The sequence below is a fragment of the Amycolatopsis sp. NPDC005961 genome, from assembly GCF_040629235.1.
GTDB lineage: Bacteria > Actinomycetota > Actinomycetes > Mycobacteriales > Pseudonocardiaceae > Amycolatopsis > Amycolatopsis camponoti.
Genome location: NZ_JBEXVF010000025.1, coordinates 1 through 24587, shown reverse-complemented (window position 1 = coordinate 24587; position 24587 = coordinate 1). Strand labels below are relative to the sequence as shown.

19 protein-coding genes and 2 pseudogenes are annotated in these 24587 nt (G+C 72.4%); 17 read left to right on the top strand and 4 right to left on the bottom strand.

The genetic code is table 11. From position 1 onward, the window contains the following. The first annotated feature begins 228 nt into the window (after window positions 1–228). Both ABZ342_RS22990 and ABZ342_RS22985 read left to right on the top strand, forming a co-directional pair. Entirely contained in the window at window positions 229–1923 is a 1695-nt protein-coding gene (locus ABZ342_RS22990; RefSeq protein ID WP_360476367.1) for a discoidin domain-containing protein, read from the top strand. Further along, window positions 1920–4826 carry a glycoside hydrolase family 3 C-terminal domain-containing protein gene (locus tag ABZ342_RS22985; RefSeq protein WP_360476364.1) on the top strand — a complete coding sequence of 969 codons (2907 nt, stop codon included), beginning with the start codon at window positions 1920–1922 and terminating at the stop codon, window positions 4824–4826. The genes ABZ342_RS22990 and ABZ342_RS22985 overlap by 4 nt, the downstream gene beginning before the upstream one ends. On the opposite strand, the gene ABZ342_RS22980 is transcribed toward ABZ342_RS22985, so the two are convergent. Beyond that, window positions 4769–5824, bottom strand: coding sequence for a LacI family DNA-binding transcriptional regulator (locus tag ABZ342_RS22980; RefSeq protein WP_155549665.1), 1056 nt, complete (start codon window positions 5822–5824; stop codon window positions 4769–4771). The genes ABZ342_RS22985 and ABZ342_RS22980 overlap by 58 nt on opposite strands. 76 nt (window positions 5825–5900) lie before the next feature. Beyond that, entirely contained in the window at window positions 5901–8957 is a 3057-nt protein-coding gene (locus ABZ342_RS22975; protein ID WP_360476361.1) for a discoidin domain-containing protein, read from the bottom strand. Between the two features lie 195 nt (window positions 8958–9152). Here ABZ342_RS22975 and ABZ342_RS22970 point away from each other — a divergent pair, with 195 nt between their 5' ends. The 7 genes and pseudogenes from ABZ342_RS22970 (at window position 9153) to ABZ342_RS22940 (ending at window position 14742) form a co-directional block, all read left to right on the top strand. After that, window positions 9153–9905, top strand: a complete 753-nt coding sequence (locus tag ABZ342_RS22970; protein ID WP_360476358.1) for a sulfite exporter TauE/SafE family protein — start codon at window positions 9153–9155, stop codon at window positions 9903–9905. A 43-nt stretch (window positions 9906–9948) separates the two neighbouring features. Then, window positions 9949–12213 carry a xanthine dehydrogenase family protein molybdopterin-binding subunit gene (locus tag ABZ342_RS22965; protein ID WP_360476355.1) on the top strand — a complete coding sequence of 755 codons (2265 nt, stop codon included), beginning with the start codon at window positions 9949–9951 and terminating at the stop codon, window positions 12211–12213. After that, the gene (locus ABZ342_RS22960) at window positions 12210–12680 is read left to right on the top strand and encodes a (2Fe-2S)-binding protein (RefSeq protein WP_360476352.1); all 471 of its coding nucleotides are present in this window, start codon (window positions 12210–12212) and stop codon (window positions 12678–12680) included. Before ABZ342_RS22965 ends, ABZ342_RS22960 begins: the two co-directional genes overlap by 4 nt. Next, window positions 12677–13480, top strand: coding sequence for a xanthine dehydrogenase family protein subunit M (locus ABZ342_RS22955; RefSeq protein WP_360476349.1), 804 nt, complete (start codon window positions 12677–12679; stop codon window positions 13478–13480). The genes ABZ342_RS22960 and ABZ342_RS22955 overlap by 4 nt, the downstream gene beginning before the upstream one ends. Before the next feature lie 29 nt (window positions 13481–13509). Continuing rightward, window positions 13510–13836, top strand: a pseudogene (locus ABZ342_RS22950) (ATP-binding protein); the annotation flags it as partial. Between the two features lie 55 nt (window positions 13837–13891). After that, window positions 13892–13942: pseudogene (locus tag ABZ342_RS22945) on the top strand (hypothetical protein); the annotation flags it as partial. 32 nt (window positions 13943–13974) lie between these two features. Beyond that, a complete protein-coding gene (locus ABZ342_RS22940) occupies window positions 13975–14742 on the top strand; it encodes a flavin reductase family protein (RefSeq protein ID WP_360476574.1) in 768 nt (255 codons plus the stop codon). Here the strand turns inward: ABZ342_RS22940 and ABZ342_RS22935 are convergent. Continuing rightward, a complete protein-coding gene (locus ABZ342_RS22935) occupies window positions 14720–15649 on the bottom strand; it encodes a hypothetical protein (RefSeq protein WP_360476346.1) in 930 nt (309 codons plus the stop codon). The genes ABZ342_RS22940 and ABZ342_RS22935 overlap by 23 nt on opposite strands. 94 nt (window positions 15650–15743) lie before the next feature. Between ABZ342_RS22935 and ABZ342_RS22930 the strand changes: the two genes are divergently transcribed. The 8 genes from ABZ342_RS22930 (at window position 15744) to ABZ342_RS22895 (ending at window position 22949) form a co-directional block, all read left to right on the top strand. After that, the gene (locus ABZ342_RS22930) at window positions 15744–16667 is read left to right on the top strand and encodes a 2-dehydropantoate 2-reductase (protein ID WP_360476343.1); all 924 of its coding nucleotides are present in this window, start codon (window positions 15744–15746) and stop codon (window positions 16665–16667) included. Window positions 16668–16828: 161 nt separating this feature from the next. Then, window positions 16829–17671 (top strand): ESX secretion-associated protein EspG, encoded by an 843-nt coding sequence (locus tag ABZ342_RS22925; RefSeq protein WP_360476340.1) that lies wholly within the window; start codon window positions 16829–16831, stop codon window positions 17669–17671. Between the two features lie 20 nt (window positions 17672–17691). Continuing rightward, the gene (locus ABZ342_RS22920; protein WP_155549674.1) at window positions 17692–18159 is read left to right on the top strand and encodes a hypothetical protein; all 468 of its coding nucleotides are present in this window, start codon (window positions 17692–17694) and stop codon (window positions 18157–18159) included. Between the two features lie 14 nt (window positions 18160–18173). Then, window positions 18174–20168: a hypothetical protein gene (locus ABZ342_RS22915; protein ID WP_360476337.1), complete on the top strand. Its 1995-nt coding sequence runs from the start codon at window positions 18174–18176 to the stop codon at window positions 20166–20168. A gap of 4 nt (window positions 20169–20172) precedes the next feature. Next, complete coding sequence (locus ABZ342_RS22910; RefSeq protein ID WP_155549676.1) at window positions 20173–20517, top strand: type VII secretion target; 345 nt, start codon at window positions 20173–20175, stop codon at window positions 20515–20517. After that, complete coding sequence (locus tag ABZ342_RS22905) at window positions 20514–21062, top strand: YbaB/EbfC family nucleoid-associated protein (protein ID WP_360476333.1); 549 nt, start codon at window positions 20514–20516, stop codon at window positions 21060–21062. Before ABZ342_RS22910 ends, ABZ342_RS22905 begins: the two co-directional genes overlap by 4 nt. Before the next feature lie 73 nt (window positions 21063–21135). Further along, the gene (locus ABZ342_RS22900; RefSeq protein ID WP_155549678.1) at window positions 21136–21672 is read left to right on the top strand and encodes a GNAT family protein; all 537 of its coding nucleotides are present in this window, start codon (window positions 21136–21138) and stop codon (window positions 21670–21672) included. After that, window positions 21669–22949 (top strand): MFS transporter, encoded by a 1281-nt coding sequence (locus ABZ342_RS22895; protein ID WP_360476330.1) that lies wholly within the window; start codon window positions 21669–21671, stop codon window positions 22947–22949. The genes ABZ342_RS22900 and ABZ342_RS22895 overlap by 4 nt, the downstream gene beginning before the upstream one ends. Here the strand turns inward: ABZ342_RS22895 and ABZ342_RS22890 are convergent. Next, complete coding sequence (locus ABZ342_RS22890; RefSeq protein ID WP_360476327.1) at window positions 22935–24170, bottom strand: SGNH/GDSL hydrolase family protein; 1236 nt, start codon at window positions 24168–24170, stop codon at window positions 22935–22937. The genes ABZ342_RS22895 and ABZ342_RS22890 overlap by 15 nt on opposite strands. Window positions 24171–24587: the final 417 nt, after the last annotated feature.

Below are 24587 nucleotides of genomic sequence, written 5' to 3'. Positions count from 1 at the left end.
GAGTCAAGGATCCGGCGGGGATTCGTTCTCCCGGACCAGTGTGCGGGGTGGTCCGCGACCGTCCGGCGCAGCGGCGTTGACATTTTACGGCTCTTTATTTATATCCTGAACTAAGAGCGTGCCGAGGGCGGGACCCACACCCGCGCCGAGGACCACGTGAGCCGATCCGCGCCGGGGCAAGGCCGTCCCGGCGCCGGTTCGCCGTGGAGGTGCCCCATGCAACGCCGCATGCCGAGAACCCGGGTTCTCGCCGTCCTCGCCCTGACCCTCGCCGCCCTGCTCACCGCGCCGGTGGCCCAGGCCGCGCCCGTCCTGCTCTCCCAAGGCCGTCCGGTGACGGCGTCCTCGACCGAGTCCGCCGCGTTCCCCGCGTCCGCCGCCGTTGACGGCGACCCCGGTACCCGCTGGTCCAGCGCGTTCGGCGACCCGCAGACGCTGCAGGTCGACCTCGGCTCCACCCAGCAGCTGTCCCAGGTCGTGCTGAACTGGGAAGCCGCCTACGCCAAGGCCTTCACGATCCAGGCGTCCACCGACGGCGCCACCTGGACGTCGCTCTACTCGACCACCACCGCGACCGGCGGCACCCAGACGCTGAACGTCACCGGCAGCGGCCGGTACGTCCGGCTGACCGGCACCCAGCGCGCCACGCAGTACGGCTACTCGCTCTGGGAGTTCCAGGTCTACGGCGGGGGCGGGACGACCCAGCCCGGCGACGCCCTGCTGTCCTACGGCAAGTCCGGCACGGCCTCCTCGTACCAGGACGACGGCGCGTGCCCGGGCTGCCTCCCGGCGAAGGCGTTCGACCACGACCCGGCCACGCGCTGGGCGACGAGCGCGACCACCGGCTGGGTCGACCCGGGCTGGATCACCGTCGACCTCGGCGCCACCGCGGCCGTGCACCAGGTCGTCCTGCAGTGGGACCCGGCCTACGCCGTCGCCTACCAGCTCCAGATCTCGAACGACAACGCGAACTGGACGACGCTCTACTCGACCACGACCGGCAAGGGCTTCAAGGAGACGCTGACCGTCAACGGCAGCGGCCGCTACGTCCGGATGTACGGCACCGCCCGGTCGAACGGCTACGGCTACTCGCTGTGGGGCTTCGACGTCTACGGCACCGGCGGCAACCCGACCACCCCGCCGCCCGCGCCGCCGGCCCCGCACTTCCCGGGCACGCTGGTCTGGAGCGACGAGTTCAACGGCGCCGCGGGTGCGGGCCCGGACGCGAGCAAGTGGACCGCCGAGACCGGCCCCGGCGTCAACAACGAACTCGAGTACTACACGAACAACAACAACGCCAAGCAGGACGGCCGGGGCAATCTCGTCATCCAGGTCCGCCGCGAAGCCACCCCGGGCAGCGCCTGCCCGGTCGACCCGATCAGCGGCAGCGGCACCTGCCAGTACACGTCCGGCCGGATCAACACCGCGGGCAAGTTCAGCTTCACCTACGGGCACGTCGAGGCGAACATCAAGGTGTCCGGTTCGCAGGGTCTCTGGCCCGCGTTCTGGTTGCTGGGCGCGAACTTCTTCAGCGGTACGCCGTGGCCCAACTGCGGCGAGATCGACATCATGGAGCACGTCGGGAAGTCGCCGAACCTGGCCTACTCGACCATCCACGCGCCCGCGTACAACGGCGCCGGCGGCATCGGCGCGCCCCTCGACCTCGGCCAGGACGTCTCCGCCGGGTTCCACAAGTTCGGCCTCGACTGGGACGCGTCGCACATGACCTTCTACGTCGACGGCAACGCGTTCGAGACGATCAACCGCGACACCGTCGAGAGCACGCGCGGGCCGTGGGTCTACGACCACCCGTTCTTCCTGATCCTCAACAACGCCATCGGCGGCGACTTCCCCGGTCCGCCGGGAGCGGGGACCGTCCTGCCGCAGGACATGGTGATCGACTACGTGCGGGTGTACCAGTGAGGCGGTTCGCCCTCGGTGCGGCGGTGGCGGTGGGACTGCTCGCGGTCCCGCCGCTCACCGCCCAGGCGGCCCCGGCCCTGCTCTCCCAAGGGCACGCCGTGATCGCCTCCTCCACCGAAAACGCCGCTTTCCCCGCGAGCGCGGCCGTCGACGGCGACCCGGGCACGCGCTGGTCCAGCCTGGCCGCCGACCCGCAGACGCTGCAGGTCGACCTCGGTTCGTCGCACAGCCTCAGCCAGGTCGTCCTCCAGTGGGAGGCGGCGTACGCCACGGCGTTCACGATCCAGGCCTCGGCCGATGGCGGCCAGTGGTCCACTGTGTACTCGACCACGACCGGCACCGGCGGCACCCAGACGCTGCCGGTGTCCGGGAGCGGCCGCTACGTCCGGCTGACCACCACCCACCGCGCCACCCAGTGGGGCGTCTCGCTCTGGGAGTTCCAGGTCTTCGGCGACGGTTCGGCGCAGGCGTGCGGCAGCGCCGACGCGGCACTGCGGCAACCGGCGACGGCGTCGAGCGTGCAGTCGGACGCCTTCCCGGCGTCAGCGGCCGTCGACGGGGACGGCGGCACCCGGTGGTCGAGCCTGGCCGCGGACCCGCAGTGGATCCAGGTCGACCTCGGCGGCTCGCGGCCGGTCTGCGGCGTCGACCTGACCTGGGAGGCGGCCTACGCGAGCGCGTACACGATCCAGCTGTCCACCGACGGGACCTCATGGACCACGGCGGCGACCGTGGCCGGTACCGGCGGCACCGAACACCCCGCGGTGTCCGGCACGGCTCGCTACGTGCGGATGACCGCGACCGTGCGGGCCACGCAATGGGGTGTCTCGCTGTGGGAGTTCGCGGTGCACACGACCGACGGCACGACGCCACCACCGACGGGCTGCCCGTGGGTCGGCTCGACGGCCCCGGTCGCCGACCGCGTCACCCAGCTCATGGCGGCCATGACCGCGCAGCAGAAGATCAAGGTGCTGCACGGCAACGGTGCGACCGGGCCGTACATCGGCAACACCGACGCCGTGCCCGAGCTGTGCATCCCGGCCCTCGGCCTGCAGGACGGCCCGGCCGGGGTCGGCGACGGCCTCGACGGCGTCACCCAGTTCCCGGCGCCGGTTTCGGCCGCGGCGACCTGGGACACCGGCCTGATGAACCGGTACGGCAGCGCGATGGGCGCCGAGTTCGCGGGCAAGGGCGTCGACATCGCCCTCGGCCCGACGATCAACCTGGTCCGCGACCCCCGGTGGGGCCGCAACTTCGAGACCTACGCCGAGGACCCGTACCTCGCCGGGGCGGCCGGGACGGCGACGATCCAGGGCATCCAGAGCCAGGGCGTCATGGCGCAGGCCAAGCACGCGGCGGCGTACAACGTCGAGGCCGGGGCGTCGCGCGGGACGCCGTCGGACAACGTGATCATCGACGACCGCACCCTGCACGAGCTGTACCTGCCGGCGTTCCAGCAGGTGGCGAGCCAGGGCCAGGTCGCGTCGATGATGTGCGCCTACAACCAGATCAACGGCGTCCCGGCGTGCCAGAACAGCGGCGTGCTCACCACCGCGATCAAGCAGGACGCCGGCTGGGGCGGCTTCGTCGGCTCCGACTGGGGCTCGGCGACCGGCGGCCCGCGGCAGCTGGCCAACGGCGGGCTCGACATGGAGATGCCCGGCGGCGCGTTCTTCGGCCAGGGCCTGCTCGACGCCGTCTCGCGCGGTGAGGTCACGCAGGCCCGCGTCGACGACATGGTCCGGCGGGTGCTGACGCAGATGTTCCGGTTCGGCGTCTTCGACCGGGCCCGGCGGGGTACGCCTGCTTCCGTGGTGACCACCGCGGCGAACGTGACGACCGCCCGGGACGTCGCGGCGGCGGGGTCGGTGCTGCTGAAGAACACCGGCGTCCTGCCTTTGACCGCGTCGACGAAGTCGATCGCGCTGTCCGGCGGCGACGGGATCGACCCGCAGAACATCGGTGGCGGCAGCGCCAAGGTCAACCCGTCCCCGGCGTCGGTCAACCCGATCAACGGCATCAAGGCACGGGCCGGGTCCGGCGTCATGGTGTCCTATGTGGACGGCGCCGGTGAGCACGTGCAGACGCCGAACATCCCGGGCGCGGTCGCCGCCGCGAAGGCCGCGGACGTCGCGATCGTGTTCGCCAGCTACGGCGAGTCCGAGACGCAGGACCTCGACACGATCGACCTGCAGAACCAGCAGAACGACCTGATCGACGCAGTCGCGACGGCCAACCCGCGCACGATCGTCGTCCTCAACACCGGCTCGGCGGTGACGATGCCGTGGCTGGCGAAGGCCGCCGCGGTCGTCGAAGGCTGGTACCCGGGCCAGGAGAACGGCAACGCGCTCGCGTCGCTGCTCTACGGCGACGTCAACCCGTCGGGCAAGCTGCCGGTCAGCTTCCCGAAGCAGCTCGCCGACCTGCCGACGGCGAACGTCCAGCAGTTCCCGGGCGCCAACGACCGGATCGAGTACTCGGAGGGCCTGAACGTCGGGTACCGGTGGTACGACAGCCGGAACATCGAGCCGCTGTTCCCGTTCGGCTTCGGCCTGTCGTACACGACGTTCGGGTTCTCGAACCTGGTCGTGTCGCCGCAGGGGACGAACGGCACCGCGACCGTGACGGCGACGGTGACCAACACCGGCTCCCGCGCGGGCGCCGACGTCGTCCAGCTCTACGTCGGACAACCCACCGGGAACGGTGAACCGCCCAAACAACTGAAGGGATTCAAGAAGGTGCAGCTCAACCCCGGACAGAGCCAGCAGGTGTCGTTCCCGCTGACTCCGAGGGACCTCGCGCACTGGAGTGGTTCGTGGACGACGAACGCGGGCCAGTACCGGGTCTACCTCGGTGACTCCTCGCGCAACGTCCCGCTCTCGGCGGCGCTGACCGTCTCCTGAGCCTCCCGGGTCGACTCCCGGATCACCAGGGAGGTCGGGACGATCAGCGGCTCGTCCGGCTGGGGTGCCCCACCCAGCTGGGCGAGCAGCTGCCGGGCCGCCGTCTCGCCCATCTGCCGCAGCGGCTGGCGGACGGTGGTCAGCGGGGGCTGGGTGTGCGCGGCCAGGGGGATGTCGTCGAACCCGACCACGGCGACGTCCGCCGGCACCGCACGCCCGGCCTTCCGCAGCCCGGCCAGCACACCGGCCGCGGTGAGGTCGTTGTGCGCGAAGACGGCGTCGAACTCCGGGCCGGTGGCCAGGAGCTGGAGGATCGCCGCCTCGCCGCTTTCGCTGGTGAAGTCGCCTTCGATGATCAGGTTCGGGTCCAGCGCCAGGCCGGCTTCGCGGATCACGTCGCGGAAGCCGTTGAGCCGGTCGCTCGTGCAGCCGAAGTCGCGCGGGCCGGTGACGGTCGCGAGCCGCGTGCGCCCGGTAGCGAGCAGGTGCCGGGCCGCGGACGCGCCGCCCTGCCGGTTGTCCGTGCCCACCGACGGGAACGCGGGACGGCGGCCGCGGTCGTCGATCACCACGACCGGCAGCCCGGAGTCGTGCAGCACGCGCAGGTGCCGCACGGCATCCGGCGGTTCGACGAGCAGCAGCCCGTCGAACGCCTTCGCCGACACCTGCCGGGAGAACTCGCCGAGGGAGTCCGCGCCGCGGTTGGCCGTGGACAGCAGCAGGCCGTAGCCCTTGGCCTCCACGACGTCGGCGACGCCCTGCAGCACCTCGCCCATCCACGGCCACGTCAGGCCCGGCACCAGCATCCCGACCGTGCGGGTCACGCCGCGGGCGAGCCCGACCGCGCCGGCGCTCGGGATGTACCCGGTCGCCGCGATCACCTCGCGCACGCGGATCGCGGTCGCCGCGTCCACATCGGCTTTGTTGTTGAGCACCCTCGACACGGTCGTCTTGCTCACCCGCGCGCGGCGGGCGACCTCGGCGATCGTGACGCGCATCCGTCCTCCCGGGCCGGCGAGACCTGTGGTGCCAAGGTACTCGCCCCGGGGCCCGCCGCGGGCGCTGCGAGATCGATCAAGTCCGGACGGAAAGCCGCGTGAGGCTCGCATCGCCGCTTCGCCAGCCCGTCCGGACCGCCACGTACCGGGCCGGGCCGGAGCTCGCCGTCCGGTAGGTGACGCCGTCGACGCTGGTTTCGACGCTCGCCTTCGGCCGGCGTCCGGGTGTCCAGGCCAGTTCGACGGCGGAAACCGCCGTCACCGCCCCGAGATCGACGACCAGCCGGCCGTCCGGGCCGGGCCGCCACGCCGTCGCCGGGTCGTCGTCGACGGCCGCCGCCGGGCTCGACATCCCGGGCGGCAGGGGCTCGGCGGGGAAGGTGGTCCGCCCGGGCGCGAGGTCGGCCAGCGGGTACGGCCGGACGTCGCCGAACACGACCGGCACCGCCCGGCGCGGCGGCAGGACGACCGGCCGCGGCCGGCCGCCGTCCGGCGTCACGGTGACGACGACCGGGAGGAACCCCGGCGGCGCCGTCAGGTCGACCCGGCTCGCGTCGCGCACGACCGCCTTCAAGCCAACCGGTCCCCGCACGGTGAACCGCGGGGGCTCGATGCGGCCTTCCGCCGCGGCCAGCGCGTAGGAGACTTCGGTGCCGGTCCGGGTGACGGTCTGCTCGCCGCGGTAGAGCCGGTAGGTGCCGCCGTCCTGCGGGAGGGTCGCCGTGCCGGTCGCCGCGGTGCCGGAAAGGTTGACCAGCACGAGGAAACCGTCGGTGACGCTCGCGCGGACCGTGTCCGCCGTGGTGGTGGCCTTGGGGCGGGCGGCGAGCTTCGCGAGGTCCTCGGTGTTCGGGTACAGCTCGGCGAGCAGGGGCACGGCCGGCCCGTCGGAGAGGGTGACGCGGTCGCCGGTGACCGTGAGCGGGTTCGGGCCGCCGGTCACGATCCCGGCCCGGCCGTCGATGTCCAGCCAGCCCTTAGTGCTGCGCAACGCGGGCACCGGGTAGGTCGCGACCGTCGTCCAGGTCACGCCGTCTTGCGAGGTTTCGATGCGGTACTTGCGCCCGGCGGCGGCTTCCCAGCTCAGTCGCACGCGGTCGAGGGTCTGAGGCGCGCCGAGGTCGACCGCGAGCCAGCTGTCGGCGCGTGGACGGTCCGATGTGGACACTGCCCAGCGGGTGGCCGCGTTCCCGTCGTTCGCGTACTTGGCTTCCTTGCCGGAGGCTGCCGAGGACGCCGACGCGGTTCCGGCTCGCGCGAGGTCCGGGCCGTCGCCGTCGCGGACCTCGAAGGCCCAGAGCGAATAGCCGTACGTCGGGTCCGGCTGGACGCCGAGCATCCGGACGTGCCGGGCGGTGACCGGGGTGAACATCAGATCGTCGGTCCGGGCGCCGGTGGGCGCGGCCGTGGCCTGGAGCGTGACCTTGCCTTCGGCGGCGGTGTAGGTGCGGTCGCCGTCGAGACCGGGGACGCCCGGCATGGCGAGGTTGTAGACGTTCAGGACACCTTCGCTCTCGGCGACCCCGGTGCTGGCATACACCGCGGCCCCGGTGGGGAGAGTGGCGAGCGCGGCGTACCCGGCGTCGAAGCGCAGGACGCCTACGGTGCCGTCGAAGCCGTCGCGGACCTTCTCGTAGGTAGTGGCGTGGCGTTCTTTGACCGCGATGTTCGTGGCCGGGAGCAGCATCGGGTTGGCGCCGCCGAGCACGAACAGCCAGTCGTCGTGGTGCGGCTGCCAGGCGAATTTGACGAAGCCGGGCTTGGTCACCGTCGCGGCCCAGGCGGTGGGGGAGCGGTGGGCCAGCAAGCCGGGCGCGGCGCCGAAGTCGGCGACCCCGGCGGCGTGGGCGTCGAACTCCGTGGTGCTCACGGGGGTCACCGGGCCTTGCCGCGCGCGCCATTCGTGCAGCAGGTAGCTGATGGCCAGTTCGGCGCGGGCCTCGGGCTCGTACTTCGGTTCGCCGGAGAACTTCGTGATCCGGTCGGCGGGCGCGTAGGCCTGGTAGGGCTCGAGCCGCGCGGCGAGGTCGGCCTCGGCGCGGGCGGCATGGCGGTCGCCGAGCACCTGGGCGCGGAAGGCGAGCGGGATGACGTCGCGGCCGTAGAGGTGCTCGCGGTCGGCGACCATCGGCATCAGCGGCTCGCCGGCGTCGCTGGTCATCAGCAGCATGGAGCGCCAGAGGAGCTCGCCGTTCGGCTGGGCGGTGAGGACTTCGGGCAGCGGGGCTCCGGCCGCGAGGAAGTGCATCGCGTTCCGGCCGGAGGTGCGCCACAGCTCTTCCTGGTAGTGCGGGCCGAACGAGCCGTGGTTCTCGACGAGGAAGGTGTCGTAGAGGTTGGTGGCGGTGTTCGCGCTGATCGGGTGGCCGTCGACGAGCCGCGGGTTGGCGAGGTCGGCGGCCGGCAGCCCGGTCTCGTTGCGGCTCCACGCACCGAAGGCTTCGCGCCAGTCCTTCGCACGCGGGTCGCCCGGCGCCCACGCGAGCGCGGGGGCGAGCGACTGGGCGTAGACCCCCATCTCTTCGAGCTTGGTGTCGCCGACGTAGCCGCCCTTCAGGCCGTTGGGTGTCCAGTCGCCGGACGCCGGGTCGTTCCCGGTGCCGAGGGCGGTCGTGTAGGCGGCCTGTTCGGTGGTGATGCGCTCGACGTTCCGTTTCGTGGCGTCGTCGAGGTCCGTCCACAGGAGACGGGCGGCGAGCAGGAAGTACGACTGGAAAGTGGTGTCGAAGAACAGTTTCCGGCCCCATTCGGTGCCGCCGGTGAGCAGGTTCGACGCGGCGAAGTGCTCGATGGTGGCGAGGGTGTGGGCCTTGAGGGTCGCCTGGCTGACGCCGGCCGTGGTCTCGTCGTAGCCGGGGCGGGTGAGCAGGAGGGCGTTGCCGAGCACGACGGCGAAGGTGAAGTCCTTCGCGGGGTAGATCCCGGCCGCGGCGTCGAACTGCTGCTCGGCCCAGCGGGTGTGCCGGAGCAGCACGCGCAGGTAGGTGGCGGCCACCGGATCGGGCGGTCCGCCGGGTGCCTGCCCGCTCGCCGCGCCCGTGGCCGCCGCGACCCCCGGCAGCAGTCCCGAGGCCAGGAGGGCCGCGACGCCACTCGCGCCCACGAGGGCCTTCCGCCGGTTCAACTCGCCCATGGTCCGGTCTCCGCTCGCTGACAACCTTGTCAGCGCGGATTCTGTGACGGCCTGTCGCCGCGGGGCAAGCCCGTCGCCGGATCCCGTCCGGTTTCGGACAAGGCCTGGGTAATTCGTATAACGACCTATACCGCAGCCCTCGGGTGGGAGCAATCTCACCGCGGCCGGCCGCCCCCGCCGTGTTGAGATGACAACGTGATCACCGGCCCCGGCGTCTTCCTCCTGCTCGTCCTGGCCGGCGTCGGCGCCGGCCTGACCGGGTCGATCGCCGGGCTGGCCTCGCTGGTCTCCTACCCCGCCCTCCTCGCCGCGGGGCTGCCACCCGTCACCGCCAACATCACCAACACCGTCGCCATGCTCGGCACCACCGCCGGGGGCGCCGCCGGGGCGCGTCCCGAACTGGCCGGTCAGGGGCAGAAGCTCGTCCCGCTCTGCGTCATCACCACCGTCGGCGGCGCGTGCGGCGGGCTGGTGCTCCTCCTGACCCCGTCCGACGCCTTCACCGCGATCGTCCCGTGGCTGATCGGCGCCGCCTCGATCGTCCTGATGGCCGGGCCGCGGCTGCGCCGGCTGGCCGAAGGCGCCGAGCACCACGGCCTGCGCCCGGCCACCGGCGTCGCCGCGTTCTTCATCGGCATCTACGGCGGCTACTTCGGCGCCGCCGCGGGCGTCTTGATGCTGGCCCTGCTCGTCTCCGTCTGGACGCAGCCGCTGGCCCGGACGAACGCCGCGAAGAACCTGGTCACCGGCTCGGCGAACCTGCTCGCCGCGATCGTCTTCGCCGTCACCGGCAAGGTGGTCTGGACGGCCGCCCTCGCCGTCTGCCTCGGCTCGCTCGGCGGCGCGTGGCTGGGCTCGACGCTCGTGCGCCACCTGCCCGCCACGCCGTTGCGCATCGGGATCGGCATCGCCGGCCTGGGACTCGCGGCGGTGCTGGCGTTCTCCTGAAAACAGGGCATGATCGGCGGGGTATCGGCGAGCAGGAGACCAGATGAGCATTGTCGGGACCCGGGTGGTCCGCCAGGAGGATCAGAACCTGATCACCGCGGGCGGCACCTACGTGGACGATCTGCGGGAGGAAGCGCTTTCCGGCGCCGCGCACGCGGTGTTCGTGCGCAGTCCGGTGGCGCACGCGCGGATCGAAAGCATCGATGTCAGCGAGGCGAAGGCGGCGCCGGGGGTGCTCGGGGTGTTCACCGCCGCCGACCTCGGCCTCGACCCGCACGCCGCGGGGCCGGTGAAGGAACCGTGGCTGGCCGACGGGGTGGTGCGCTACGTCGGCGAGCCCGTCGCGCTCGTCCTCACCGAGGAGCGCTACCAGCTGGCCGACGCGGCCGAGCTGGTCGACATCGACTACGACCCCCTCGGCGCCGTCGCGAGCATCGACGCGGCCCTGGCGGACGAGACGCTGCTGTACCCCGAGACGGGCAGCAACGTCGTGCAGGTCAACGGCGCGAAGGAGTTCGACGACGGGATCTTCGCGGACTGCGAGGTCGTCGTCTCGCAGACGATCGTCAACCAGCGTGTCGCACCCGCGCCGCTGGAAGTCCGGGGCGCGTCGTGCGCGTGGGGCGAGGACGGCAGGCTGACGGTCTGGCTTTCCACGCAGAACGCCCAGATCGCCCGCACGCAGGTGGCCATGAGCCTCGGCGTCGGCGAGGAGAACGTGCGGGTCATCGCCCCGGACGTCGGCGGCGGGTTCGGCGCGAAGATCGGCGCGGACCCCGAGGCGACCGTTCTCGGCTGGGCGGCCAAGGAGATCGGCCGGCCGGTCCGCTGGATCGAGTCGCGCAGCGAGAACCTCACGTCGATGACGCACGGCCGCGCGCAGCAGAACACCGTGACCATCGGCGGGAAGCGCGACGGCACCGTCCTCGCGTACCGCCTCGACGTCATCCAGGACGCCGGCGCGTACCCGCGGACGCTGTTCCTGCCCACGCTGACCGAGCTCATGGCCGTCGGCGTGTACCGGTTCCCGAAGGTGGAGACGCGCAGCCGCGCCGTCGTCACGAACACGACGCCGATCGCGGCCTACCGCGGCGCGGGCCGCCCGGAGGCGACGGCCGCGCTCGAACGGGCGATGGACCGCTTCGCCGCCGAGATCGAGGTCGACCCGGCCGAGGTCCGGCGGGTCAACTTCATCCGGCCGGAAGAGTTCCCCTACACGACGCCGACGGGCGCGTCCTACGACACGGGCGAGTACGCGGCGGCGCTGGACAAGGCCCTCGAAGCCGGCGGGTACGCCGAGCTCCGCGCCGAGCAGAAGCGGCGCCGGGAAGCCGGCGACCCGATCGAGCTCGGCCTCGGCATCGCCGCCTACGTCGAGATCACCGGCGGCGACGCCGGCGGGGAGAGCGGCCGCGTCGACCTCTTCCCGGACGGCTCGGTGGTCGCCTGGACGGGCAGCTCACCGCACGGGCAGGGCATCGGGACGTCGCTGGCGATGCTGCTGGCCGACCAGCTCGGCGTGCCGCTGGACAAGATCACCGTCCGCCACGGCGACACCGACGAGGTGCCCAAGGCCGTCGGCACGTTCGGCTCCCGGTCGCTGCAGCTGGGCGGCTCGGCGATCCGGCAGGCCGCCGACGAGGTGATCGCGCAGGCCCGCGCACTGGCCGCCGACCTGCTCGAAGCCGCACCGGAGGACCTCGAGCTGGACGCCGAACGCGGCGTCTGGCAGGTCCGCGGCGCGCCGTCGAGCACCGTGCTCAGCTGGGCGCAGGTCGCCGAGACGGCGTCCGGCGGCAAGCTCACCGCCGACGTCTGGTTCGGCGGCGGCAAGCCGACCTTCCCGTTCGGCGCGCACCTGGCCGTGGTCGAGGTCGACACCGAGACGGGCAAGGTCGAGCTGCGCCGGATCATCGCCGTCGACGACGCCGGCCCGATCGTCAACCCGCTGACCTTCCGCGGTCAGCGGCACGGCGGGCTGGGCCAGGGCGCGGCGCAGGCGCTGATGGAAGTCGTCACCTACGACGATGACGGCAACCCGACGACCGCGACGCTGGCGGACTACTCGTTCGTCACCGCCGCCGAGCTGCCGGACTTCGAGCTGGTCGACATGGCCACCCCGACCGACCGGAACCTGCTGGGCGTCAAGGGGATCGGCGAAGCGGCGACGATCGGCTCGACGCCCGCGGTGCACAACGCCGTGGTGGACGCGCTGGCCGAGCGCGGCGTCAAGCACCTGGACATGCCCACGACCCCGATCCGGGTCTGGGCCGCACTCGAAGAAGCTCGGAAGGGAAACGCGCGGTGAAGGTTTCGATCGAGGTCAACGGGCAGCCGGTGGCCGAGGAGGTGCCGGACCGGACGTTGCTGGTGCACTTCCTGCGCGACACCGCCGGGCTGACCGGCACGAACATCGGGTGCGACACGACGTCCTGCGGTGCCTGCACGGTGCTGCTCGACGGCGAGTCGGTCAAGTCCTGCACGGTGCTGGCCGCGCAGGCCGACGGCCACGCCGTCACGACCGTCGAGGGACTGTCCGAACCGGACGGTTCGCTGCACCCCGTGCAGCGGGCGTTCCGCGAGCAGCACGGCCTCCAGTGCGGGTTCTGCACGCCCGGGATGCTCATGGCGTCGGTGTCGCTGCTGGCCGACAACCCGAAGCCGACCCGCGACGAGGTGCGGGCCGGGCTCGAGGGGAACCTCTGCCGCTGCACCGGGTACCACAACATCGTGAGCGCCGTGATCGACGCGTCGGGACAGGAGGTGGACCGGTGATCCCCGCCGAGTTCCGCTACGAGCGCGTGTCCACAGTAGACGAAGCGGTGGCCCGGCTCGCGGCACTGGGCGACGAGGCGAAGGTCCTCGCCGGCGGGCATTCCCTGCTGCCGCTGATGAAGCTCCGGCTGGCGGCACCGGAGTACCTGATCGACATCGGACCGGTCGACGAGCTGCGTTTCGTCCGCCTCGACGGCGACGACGTCGTGATCGGCGCGTTGTCCCGGTACGGCGACCTCGCGCGCGACCCGGTGCTGCGGGAGCACGCGCCGCTGCTGGCGCACGTGTCCGGCGAGGTCGGCGACCGGCAGGTCCGCCACCGCGGCACGATCGGCGGTTCGCTGGTCCACGCGGACTCCGCGGCGGACCTGCCCGCGGCGGTGCTGGCGTCGGACGCGGTGCTGGTCGCCCGCGGCCCGGCGGGGGAGCGGCGGATCCCGGCGGCGGAGTTCTTCCTCGGCCCGTTCACGACGCCGCTGGAGCCGGACGAGCTGCTGACGGAGGTCCGCCTGCCGGCCCAGACCGGCCAGGACTGGGGCTTCGAGAAGTTCACCCGCCGCGCGATCGACTGGGCGATGGTGGGCGTGGCCGTGGCGGGCGGCCGCGTCGGGCTGGTGAACATGGGCGGAGTCCCGCTGCGGGCAACGGCGACCGAAGCGGCGCTGGCGTCCGGAGCGTCCGTCGCCGAGGCCGCGGCTCTGGCGGCGGAGGGGACATCCCCGCCGGACGAACCCCACGCGACGGCCGAGTATCGCCGTCACCTGGCCCGGGTCCTGACCCGGCGGGCCTTGACGCACTGACGGCGTTGCGGTCCTGACTTCCGGGGGAGGTGGCCACCCTCCCCCGGATAGTCCGGCGCGCCCTCGCTCGTCGGCTACCGTTGACGTCGGCAAGTCGTGCGAGGTCGGCGAATCGGGAGCGTCCGGTGAAGCGCAGTTCCGTGAGTCTGCAGGACCTGATCCGCCGTCGGCAGGCGGGTGGGTTCGTCGGCCGTCAAGAGGAACTGGGGCAGTTCCAGGACAACCTCCGCCTCGAGGTCGACGACGTCCGGCGCCGGTTCCTCTACAGCATCCACGGCGACGCCGGCATCGGAAAGACGTTCCTGGTGCGGCAGTTCGCGAGGCTGGCCCGGGAGCACGGCTGCTTGACCGCCTACATCGACGAATCCGTTTACGACATCCCCGCCGGACGAACCCCACGCGACGGCCGAGTACCGCCGTCACCTGGCCCGGGTCCTGACCCGGCGGGCCTTGACGCACTGACCCGCGTCCGCGATCACCGGCGCCCGGTCGCGGTGCCGGTGATCGCGACGGCCGATTCCCGCGAGTCTTCGCCGCGCGGCCGCGGCAGGATCGTCGGTGTGAAGACGGAAACCCTTGCGCACACGGCCATCGAGCCCGGCATCCTGTACTTCGGCACCCCGGTCCTCCTGATCTCCAGCGAGAACGAGGACGGATCGGCGAACCTCGCCCCGATGTCGTCGGCGTTCTGGCTCGGCTGGCGTGCGATGCTCGGGCTCGGCGCCCGCTCCAAGACGGCCCAGAACCTGCTGCGCACGCGCGAGTGCGTGCTGAACCTGCCTTCGGACGCGCTCGCCGCGGCGGTCGACCGGCTGGCGATGACGACGGGTTCGGATCCGGTGCCGGCGGGGAAGGTGGCGCGCGGGTACTTCCACGTCGCGGACAAGTTTTCGCGGGCGGGCTTGACTTCCGTTCCGTCGGAGACCGTTGTCCCGCCCCGGGTCGCGGAGTGCCCGGTCGCGATGGAGGCCGTCGTCGAGGCGGTGCACCCCGTCGCCGACGACGATTCTTCGCAGCGTGGGGGAATCGTGGCCATCGAAGTCCGGATCCAGCGGGTGTTCGTGCACGAGGACATCCGGGTGCCGGGGAGCCCGGACCACATCGACCCGGATGCCTGGCGGCCGTTGATCATGAGCTTCCAGAAGCTCTACGGGCTGGGGCCGCAGGTTCATCCGTCCACTTTGGCCCGGATTCCCGAGCGGCTCTACCGCGGGCCGGACATCGACCGGGCCCGGGCGGTCACGTCGCGTCGAGCCGGGTGAGCAGCGGTGCCAGCGTCCGGATCCCCGCCGTCACCGCGGCGCGGCCCTTCGCCGAGCTCACCGGCGGCTGCTGCGTCATCAGCACCACCACGTACCGGCCACCGACCACCCCGGTCGTGTTCAGCACCAGCGCGTTCCGCAGGATCATCCACCCCTGCTTGATCTGCCACGAACGCCCCGGCAAGCCGTCCGGGATCCCGAAGTACTGGTCCCACCCGTCGTCGGCCGGGTTGCGCGCGTCGCCCAGCGCCGCCAGCAACGGCGCCGCCACGTCGTCGGGTACCTCGTCCAGCAGGTACTCGTACGTCGCCACCACGTCGCTCGCCGTCGTCTTGGCCATTCCCCACTGGGTCGGATCGGCCGGCGGCGTCGTGTGGGAGAGCCCGATCAGCGCCGCCGTGCGGGTCACGATGGCGTTGCCGCCGTTCTGCTCCCAGAACGCCGACGCGATCGCGTCGTTGCTGCCCTCCAGCATGTCGGTCAGGTCCTCGACGGCGTCCGCGTCCGGCAGCGCCCAGCCGCCGTCCGAGCGGACCTCGTCGATCGCGATCAGGAGCTTGACCACCGAGGCCGTGTAGTACGGCCGGTCCGCGTCGAGGGAGGCCAGTTCTTTGCCGGATTCCCGGTCGTACAGGACGAACCCGACACCGGTGCCACGGGACGCCGCCGTCACCGCGTCGCTCACCTCGCGAGCGACCGACGACAAGTCGGGGTACGGGACCTCGGACGTCGACGCCACCGGGCTGACCTCCGTGTCGTCGGGAGTATCGGGAGCGTCCGGGGCACGCGGAGAGGTCGCCGCCACCGTCGCCGCCCGGTGCCCGTCGACGACGACCACCACCCCGGTCGTCAGGACGGCCGCCGCCAGCCCCGCGCTCGCCACGATCCACCGGATCCGTCTTCCCATGCCTGGTCAACGCCCGGCGTTCCGGGATCGACCTGTCGTTTCGCTGTGTCTTGCTGTGGGAATACTGTGGCCGCCGCCGGGCGTAGGTCATGGTGTGAGCGACTTGAAGATTCTCGTGGTGGGCGCCGGCGCGACCGGTGGGTACTTCGGTGGGCGGCTGCTGCAGGCGGGCCGCGACGTCACCTTCCTGGTGCGGCCGGGCCGGGCGAAGCTGCTGCGGGACCGCGGCTTGCGCATCACCGGGCTCGGTGAGGACACCGTCCTCGAACCGGCGCTCGTCGAGACCGGATCCCTCGACGGGACCTACGATCTCGTGCTGCTGGCCGTCAAGGCGACCGGTCTCACCTCGGCCATCGACGATTTCGCTCCCGCGGTCGGCCCCGGCACGCTGATCCTCCCGTTCCTCAACGGGCTCGCGCACCTCGACGCGCTCGACGCGCGGTTCGGCGAGGACGCCGTGCTCGGCGGGGTCGCCAAGGTGCAGACGACCATCGACGACGACGGCGCGATCCGGCGCCTCGGCCCGCTGCAGAGCCTGGACTACGGCGCTCGCACGGAACCCGCGCCCGAAAGGCTCGCCGACGTCGACGACGCGCTGAAGAACGCCGGGTTCGCCGCCGCCCTGGACGAGCGGATCACCGAGTCGATGTGGGCGAAGTGGGTGTTCATCGCGGCGATCGGCGCGGTGAACAGCCTGATGCGCGGCACGATCGGCGACGTCGTCGCCGTGCCCGGCGGCACGGAGTTGGCCGAAGCCGTCGTGGCCGAAGCGGCCGCGGTCGCCGCGGCGGCCGGATACCCGGTGCCCGAAGCGGGTCTCGCGGTGACGCGCCGGGCCGTCACCGACCCCGGGACGGGTGGATCTTCGCTCTACCGGGATCTGCTCGGGGGTCACTCGGTCGAGGGAGACCAGATCTTCGGGGATCTCACCGCACGTGCCCGTGAGCTGGGCGTTGCCGTGCCGCTGCTCGATCTCGTCACCCTCCAGCTGCGCGTGCACCAGCACCGCATCGGGTGATCCGGTCACCGAGTGCGCTTTGCCCGCGCAGGCCGGTGATCGTGGTCTTTCGGGCACCCGCGTGGCGGCGCCGACGCGGGGTCCGCGGGCACTGATAACCTTCGGCAGGAAGTTGCTTGAGGGTTTGACGTCTTGGATTCCACAAGAAGCAGCGAGGGGAAATGGCGGACAGGTTCGAGTTCGTCCTCGAGGTCGTCGAAGCCCTCGTCGTCGGCCGGGCGACCGGTGGCGACGTCCGGCGCTACCCGTTGCGCGCGGGCAACCTCCCGACGGACCCGGTGCGGTTCGTGCGGGTCGCGCGCCAGGTCTACGACGCGCTCGAGGAGCGACGGCTTTCGGTGTCGGGCGAACTGCACCCCGGGGTGCGGACGGCGTTCGAGCTGCTGGCCGAGTCACGCGTTTCGGTTGCGGTGAGCGGGATCGACGGCCTCGGCGCCGACGTCGCCGTGCTGGTGGTCACCGACGGCGCCCAGGCGCTCGGCATCACCCAGGCCCCGGACACCGACGAGCTGCTGTTTTCGCTGTTCGCCGACGAAGAGCTGGTCGAGGTCGTCACCGGCGTGCTGCCCCCGGCCCCGGCCGCGACGACCGGCAAGCACGTCGTGCACCGCGCCGCCGGGCGCGAGGTCTCGGCGATGACGGCGAAGCGGCTCGCGGACGCCGAGTTCGACGAGGAAGAAACCGACGCCTTCGGCATGATCGAGGTCAAGGCCGTGGTGCGACCCGGCCGGCGGCCGCCGTCGCCGAAGCCGTCGGACGTCGCGGTGCTCGAGCGGGTGCTGGCCGAGCCGCGGCTGGGCGGCGGCCACATCGCCGTCACCGCGCAGAGCCGGCGCGGCGAGCGGCTCGCGGGCGAACCGCTGAGCTGGCTGGACACCGCCGACGGCCGCTACCTCGTGCACACCAAGACCGGCGAAGCGGGCGAACTGACGGCCGAGTACGTACCGGCCGGCCGCGCCGACCTCGCGCGCGCGATCCGCGAAGCGATCGCCGCCGTCTACTGACCGGGAAGGAACAGCTTCTGATGACGGAAGAGACCGAGGCGACGGCCCAGGCTCTCCAGGCGACGATGCAGCTGCAGTCCGCCACGACGCCCGAGACCAAGGCGCTGGCCGCCGTCCGCGTCGGCCTGGCGGGTGCCCAGCTGAAGCGGCTCGCGCAGTCCGGCGGCTTCGCCATCGACGACACCACGGGCAACCAGCTGATCGAGGCCCTCGAAGGCGTGCTCGAGTCCCTGGAGCAGCGCTGGGCGAACCTCCAGCGGCTGCACGACGCGCCCGCGATGAGCCGGACCGCGACCGGCCAGTGGGTTTCCGCGCACATGGTCAGCACCGCGGCCGACGAGCACGGCCTCGTGACCCAGCTGCAGGCCGCGCGGCAGGAGTTCCCGACCTACATCGAAGCCATCAAGCTGGCGAAGCAGAACTACAAGTCCCGGGAAGAGACCACGCGCACGACGCTGACCTCGCTCCCGACCGCCGACCAGAGCTGAGGGAGACCGAGACCGTGGCACCCACCGCCGAGTCCGTCTCGGACCCGTCGTCGCCGGACTACGACAAACGCAGTCCGCTCTACGACGTGACGGCCGATCCGTCGTCGAAGTACTACGTCGGGCCGCTGAAGACGGACAACACCCCCTCGGGTGACGAGATCCGCGAGATGGCCACCCAGCAGATCGACGACGAGATCCGGGCCGGCTGGCTCGGCCCGGCCGTCGACCCCGTGCTGCGCGACAAGAAGATCCAGGAGCTGTACCAGCAGCACCTGGACAACGCCAAGCACGGCCTCGACGAGGGCCTGACCATGCGCGAGAACGGCGGGGCGCCGCGCACGCTGTGGGCCAACGCGAGCCACGAGCAGATGAACGACGCCATCACGCAGGACGCCAACCCGGCGACCGTCGCGGAGACGTCGGAGGAGTGGGTCGCGGTCGGCAACGACCTGGGCACCCACCAGAAGACCCTCGGCGACGCGATCAACGCGAGCACCAGCAACTGGCAGGGCGACGCCGGTGACGCCGTCCGCGAGCACCTCGCCGGCGTCGGCAAGTGGCTGGGCGCGACCGCGCAGGGCGCGACGCTCGCCGGGCGCCAGCAGGAGATCCACTCCCAGGCGCTCAACGAGACCCAGCGGCAGATGGTGGCCAACCCGCCGGTCCAGTTCGACCTGCAGTCCACCAACCAGAAGCTGATGTCGATGACGGACCCGGTGCAGTACGCGGCGGCCGCCGGCGAAGCGATGCAGACCTACCGGGCGCAGACGGCCGCGCGGGACCACGCGGCGCAGATCATGACGCAGTACGACGACACCATCGGCGGCGCGGTCGCGACGCCGCGGTTCCCGGCTCCGCCGAAGCTGCCGTCCGCGACGGCGCGTTCGGCGACCAGCCCGGCTTCGGGTGGCGCCGGTGCCGGAGCGAACGCTTCCCCGTTCCTGACGGCGCGCTCGGCGACGGATCCGGCGCTGGACCCCGAGGCGGCGGCCCGGCAGCGGGCCGGTCTCGACGCGGCGGCGCTCGACGGTTCGGGCGGCGCCGGGGGCAGTGGCGCGGGCGGCAGCGGCGCCTTCGGCGGCGCGGGCATCCCCGGTGGCGGCTCGGGGGCCGGTGGCTCCGGCTTCTCCGGCAGTGGCATTCCCGGTAGCGGCGGCTCCGGCCCGGGCGGTTCCGGGTTCTCCGGCGCGGGCATCCCCGCCGCGTCGGGAGGCGGTGGCGCGGGCGGCGGCAGCTTCACCCCGCCGAACTTCGACGTCCCCGGCGGCACGCCCGGCGGTGGCAGCTTCACCGGCGCCGGCATCCCCGGCTCGTCGATCCCGATCGGCGGCGACTCGACCACGTCGTCCGGCTTCACGCCGTCCGGGATCGGCGGCGGTGGCGGGGGCACCGGCGGCAGCGGCTTCAACCCGGGATCGATCCCGGGCATCCCGGACACCTCGGGCGGGGGCGGCGGCGGTATCCGCGGCGGCGGCGGTATCCCCGGGTTCACCCCGCCGGGCATCGACCCGATGACCGGCCTGCCCACCGGCACCGGCCCGGGCGGCATCCCCGGCGGCGGTAGCGGCATCGGCAAGATGCCGACCATCGGCCGCGGGGGCGGGATCAACGGCGAGAGCATCGCGAGCCGGCTCGGCGGCATCGGTGGCGGCGGCGCCGGCGGCGGTTCACTGGGCGGGATCGGCGGCGGTGGCGCGGGTACCGGTGGTGCCGGCGGCGGCGTGCGGGGCACGGGCGCGGGCAGCCTGGGCGGCGGTGCCGCGTCCGGCGCGGCCGCGGAGGCCGAAGCGGCCGCCATGCGGAACGCGGGTGCGGCGGGCGGCAAGGCCGGTGCGGCCGGCAGCCCGGGCATGGGCGGCATGGGAGCCGGTCGCGGCGGCAAGAAGGAAGACGACAAGGAACACAAGTCGGCCGACTACCTCGAGAGCGACGACCCGAACTTCTTCGCGGGCGAAGAAGCGGTGGCGCCTCCGGTGATCGGTGACTGGAAGAACCAGGATTGGAAGTGACCGCATGACGGCCGGCGGCTTCGAAGTCGAGCCCGACGAGCTCGTCGCGCACGCGAGCCACGTCGAGGGCCTGGTGGATCGGCTCAGCACGGCGGCTTCGGCGGCGGACTCGGCGATGTCGGACCACGCCTACGGGTTGCTGTGCGCGTTTCTCCCGCCGATCATCCGGCCGACGGGTGAGAAGGCGAAGGAAGCGCTGGACGCGTCGTCCGAAGGCGTGCGCGGCCTGGCCGACAACGTCAAGACGGCGGCGCAGTCCTACCGCGACGGCGAAGAGGGCAACGCCCAGCCGTTCGAACGGCAGCTCACGGCCGCGCCGCGCGCGGTGGAAGCGAAGGTGCGGACATGACGGGCCCGAACAACGGCCTGGGGGACCTGATCCGGGACCCCGACGAGGCGATCCGCCGGATGGACGACTGGGCGGCCGGGTTCGCGGCGAAGGCGGAGCGCTACCAGGCCGCGCAGGAGGAGACCGAACGGCTGCGGCTGACCGCGAGCAGCGGCGACGGCGCGGTCAGCGTCACCGTCGGCGCCGACGGCACGGTCACCGACCTGACGTTCAGCAACAAGATCAAGTCGTTCCCGCTGGACGAGCTGTCCCGGACGATCCTCACGACGATGCGCCGGGCCCAGTCCGGCATCGCCGAGAAGGTGGCGGGCGTGATGTCCGAGCGGCTCGGCGACGAGGACCGCGAGACGCGGACGCTGCTGCTGGACAACCTGCGCGGCCGGTTCCCCGATCCCGACGAGCCGGACGAGCCGCAGCCGCCCGTCGAGCCGCCGCCCGCGCCGCCGCAGCCGCCGTCCCCGGCCGGTGGTGCCGGTACGCCTCCGGGGGCGCCGCCGCGCCGGAGGGCCACCGACCCGGACGAACAGGACAACAACCCGTGGTGACCTCCGGAGCCTGAAGACGGCCGGCCGGGCGGCTTTGCTCGACAGACGGCGTCCGGGGGTCGACACTGGGCCGATGACCGGCCTGATCACCGGCAGCCGTGTCCGCCTGCGCCCCGCCGCAGCCGCGGACGCCGCCCGGTTCGAGGAGATCCTGTCGCACCCGGACGTCGCCCGGTGGTGGGCGGACGCCGAGGAACCGGTGGCCACCCAGGTTTCGTACCTGCTGGACCCCGATGACGGCACCACGACGTACGCCATCGAGCACGAGGGCGTCGTCGTGGGCATCGTGCTGGCCTTCGAGGAAGCCGACCCCCAGTACCGGCACGCCGGGATCGACATCGCGGTCCACCCGGACTGGCAGGGCCGCGGCCTCGGCTCGGACGCGATCCGGACGCTGGCCGGGCACCTGTTCTCCGTGCGCGGGCACCACCGGGTGGTGATCGATCCCGCGGCGGACAACAAGTCCGCGATCCAGCTCTACCAGTCACTCGGCTTCCAGCCGGTCGGCACGATGCGCTCCTACGAGCGCGGTCCGGACGGCAGCTGGCACGACGGGCTGCTGATGGACCTGCTGGCCGAAGACCTCGTCCCCGCACTAGCCGGCTCGTGAGCGCGGCTCCGGCCGAGGCGACTCGGCAGCTGCGGCGGGTCGCCGTCGCGAGCGCGATCGGGACCACGATCGAGTGGTACGACTACTTCATCTACAGCACGGCGACGGCGCTCGTGTTCGGCAAGCTCTTCTTCACGACGCTCTCCCCGGCCTCCGGCACCCTCGCCGCGTTCGCGACGCTCGGCGTCGGGTTCCTGGCCCGCCCGGTCGGCGGGATCCTGTGGGGCCACTTCGGCGACCGCGTGGGCCGCAAGGCGATGCTGGTGCTGTCCCTGCTGCTGATGGGCGTGGCGACGGTCGGCGTCGGCCTGCTGCCCACGTACTCCGCGATCGGGGTCTGGGCCCCTATCCTGCTGCTGGTCCTGCGGCTGCTGCAGGGCCTGAGCGCGGGCGGCGAGTGGGGTGGCGCGGCGCTGATGGCGGTCGAGCACGCGCCGGAGGGACACCGCGGCCGGTACGGCGCGTTCTCCCAGATCGGCGTCCCGGCCGGGCTGATCCTGGCGCAGCTGATGTTCTTCATCCTCGGCCGGTCCCTGACCGACGCGCAGTTCGCGGCGTGGGGCTGGCGGGTGCCGTTCCTGGCGAGCATCGTGCTCGTCGGCGTCGGCCTGGTGATCCGGCTGCGCATCGAGGAGTCACCGGTGTTCGCGCGGCTGCGGGAAGAAGGGGCGCGCAGCAGCCGGCCGATAGTCGACGTCTTCCGCGAACGGCCGCGGGCGCTGCTGGTGGCGTCGGGCAGCTTCATCGCCAACACCGCGATCGGGTACATCTTCCTGGCGTACCTGCTGTCCTACGGCACGTCGGTGCTGAAGATCGACCGCACGACGCTGCTGGTCGTGGTCATCGTCGGCAGCGTCACGTGGCTGGTGAGCATCCTGGTGACCGCGGCGTGGTCGGACCGCGTCGGCCGCAAGCCGGTGTACCTGGCCGGGTCGATCCTGCTGGTCGTCTGGCCGATCCCGTTCTTCCTGCTGGTCGACACCAAGGCCACCGGCTGGCTGATCGTGGCCGTCGTGGTGCTGAACGTCGGCCTGGGCGCGACGTACGGGCCGCAGTCGGCGTTGTTCGCGGAGCTGTTCGAACCGCGGTACCGCTACAGCGGCGCGTCGTTCTCCTACGCGGTCGGCGCGGTGCTGGGCGGTGCCTTCGCGCCGTTGATCGCGACGAAGTTGCAGGCGGTCACGGGGACTTCGTTCTCGGTGGCGCTCTACCTCGTCGGCGTGGCGGTGCTCAGCTTGGTCGCGGTGCTGTTCATCCCGCGCTCACAACCGGTCTAGGCGGACCGCGGCGGCCATCCGCTCGTAGCCCGCGTCGCCCGGGTGGAGGTGGTCACCGGAGTCGTACGCCGGGAGCATCCGCAGCGGGTCGGCCGGGTCGCGGACGGCGGCGTCGAAGTCGACCACGCCGTCGAAGACGCCGCCGGTGCGGATGAACGTGTTCACCGCGGTGCGGGTCGCTTCGAGCGTTTCGTCGTAGACGCGCCAGCCCTTGAACGGCGTGAGCGTGCCGCCGAGGACGCGGATGCCGCGGGCGTGCGCCTGCGTCACCAGCTGGCGGTAGGCCGAGGTGATCGCGGCCGGGTCGGTCTGGTGCGGATCCTGCTGGATGTCGTTGATGCCTTCCAGCACGATCAGCGTCCGCACGCCGCCGACGCTCAGCACGTCGCGGTCGAAGCGGGACAGCGCGTTCTGGCCGGCGCCCGACCCCGGCACGTCGAGCAGCAGCCGGTTGGCGCTGATGCCCGCGTTGAGGACGCCGAACCGGCCGTGCAGCCGGTCGGCGAGGTAGTCCGGCCAGCGGTGGTTGGCCCCGGCGGCCGAGCCGACGCCGTCGGTGATCGAATCGCCGAGCGTCACGATCGAGGCCTCGGCCCCGCCCTGGACGTCGACCCCGGAGACGTAGTGCCACACCGACGTCTGCTCGGTGTAGGGCGCGCCCGACTCGCTGCCGGCGAAGTCGCCCGCGCGGGTGAAGTACGACGTCTGCGACGCGGCCGGGTGGTAGGTGACGGGCCCGGACTTCGTGGGCACGTAGGTGGTCACGAGCAGGTTGGCGTCGGCCGGGATCCGGACGTCGGCCGGGTCGCTCAGCGCCTCGGCGCCGGCGGGCACGACGACGCTCGCCGCGCCGCCGAAGGTCAGCGAGCGCAGCGTGCCGGGCACGGCGTCCGGCCCGGTGCCCTGGACGGCGATCGTGACGTGGCCGAAAGTCAGGGGAGAGGCGCCGAAGGCGTTCGAGAGGTGCACGCGCGCCCGGCCGCCGCCGGCGCTGCTGTGCACGACGTTGCGGATCGAGAAACCCGGGTAGCCGTCGGGGGTGTTGGCGACGGCCGACGCGGGCGACGCGGCCCACGTGCCGACCCAGCCGCCGACGGCGTGCTCGGCGACCGCCGGGACAGCGCTTTCTGAATAGGCACTGACCGGGTTCGCGCTCCCGGACGTCGTGAGGATGCCCAACCCCGTCAGAAGTGCCGCGCTCACGGCCAGAAAGCGTCGCATGCACTCACAGTGGCGCGACTGCTCCGGACCAGGGACCGCTGATCAGGTGACCGAATCGGACAAGATCCCGGACAGTGCGGGGCGGGCCCGTCCGGGATTCTGGGGATGCCGGACGGGCCCGCGCGAGGTGGCCGTTGCCGCGACGGCCGCTCGCCGGAGTGGCCCGGTTCCGATCGGGCGGAGGCTGGCCCGGATCGGTGCGTCGTAGCGACTCCGGAGGGCGTGTGCGAGACGCCCTCACCCAGAGCACGGCCACCGGCCCGGGGCGGTTCAGTCCCTTCGCGAGGTTTCTCGCCCGGTCCCCGCCGGGGAACGCCCGAAGCCGTGAATGGCCCACGAAGGGACTTCGAGTCCCTCCAATCGCCATTCACCGCTTCAGACAAGGGCGCGGGACGCCCCCGCCGGGAAAACACCGCC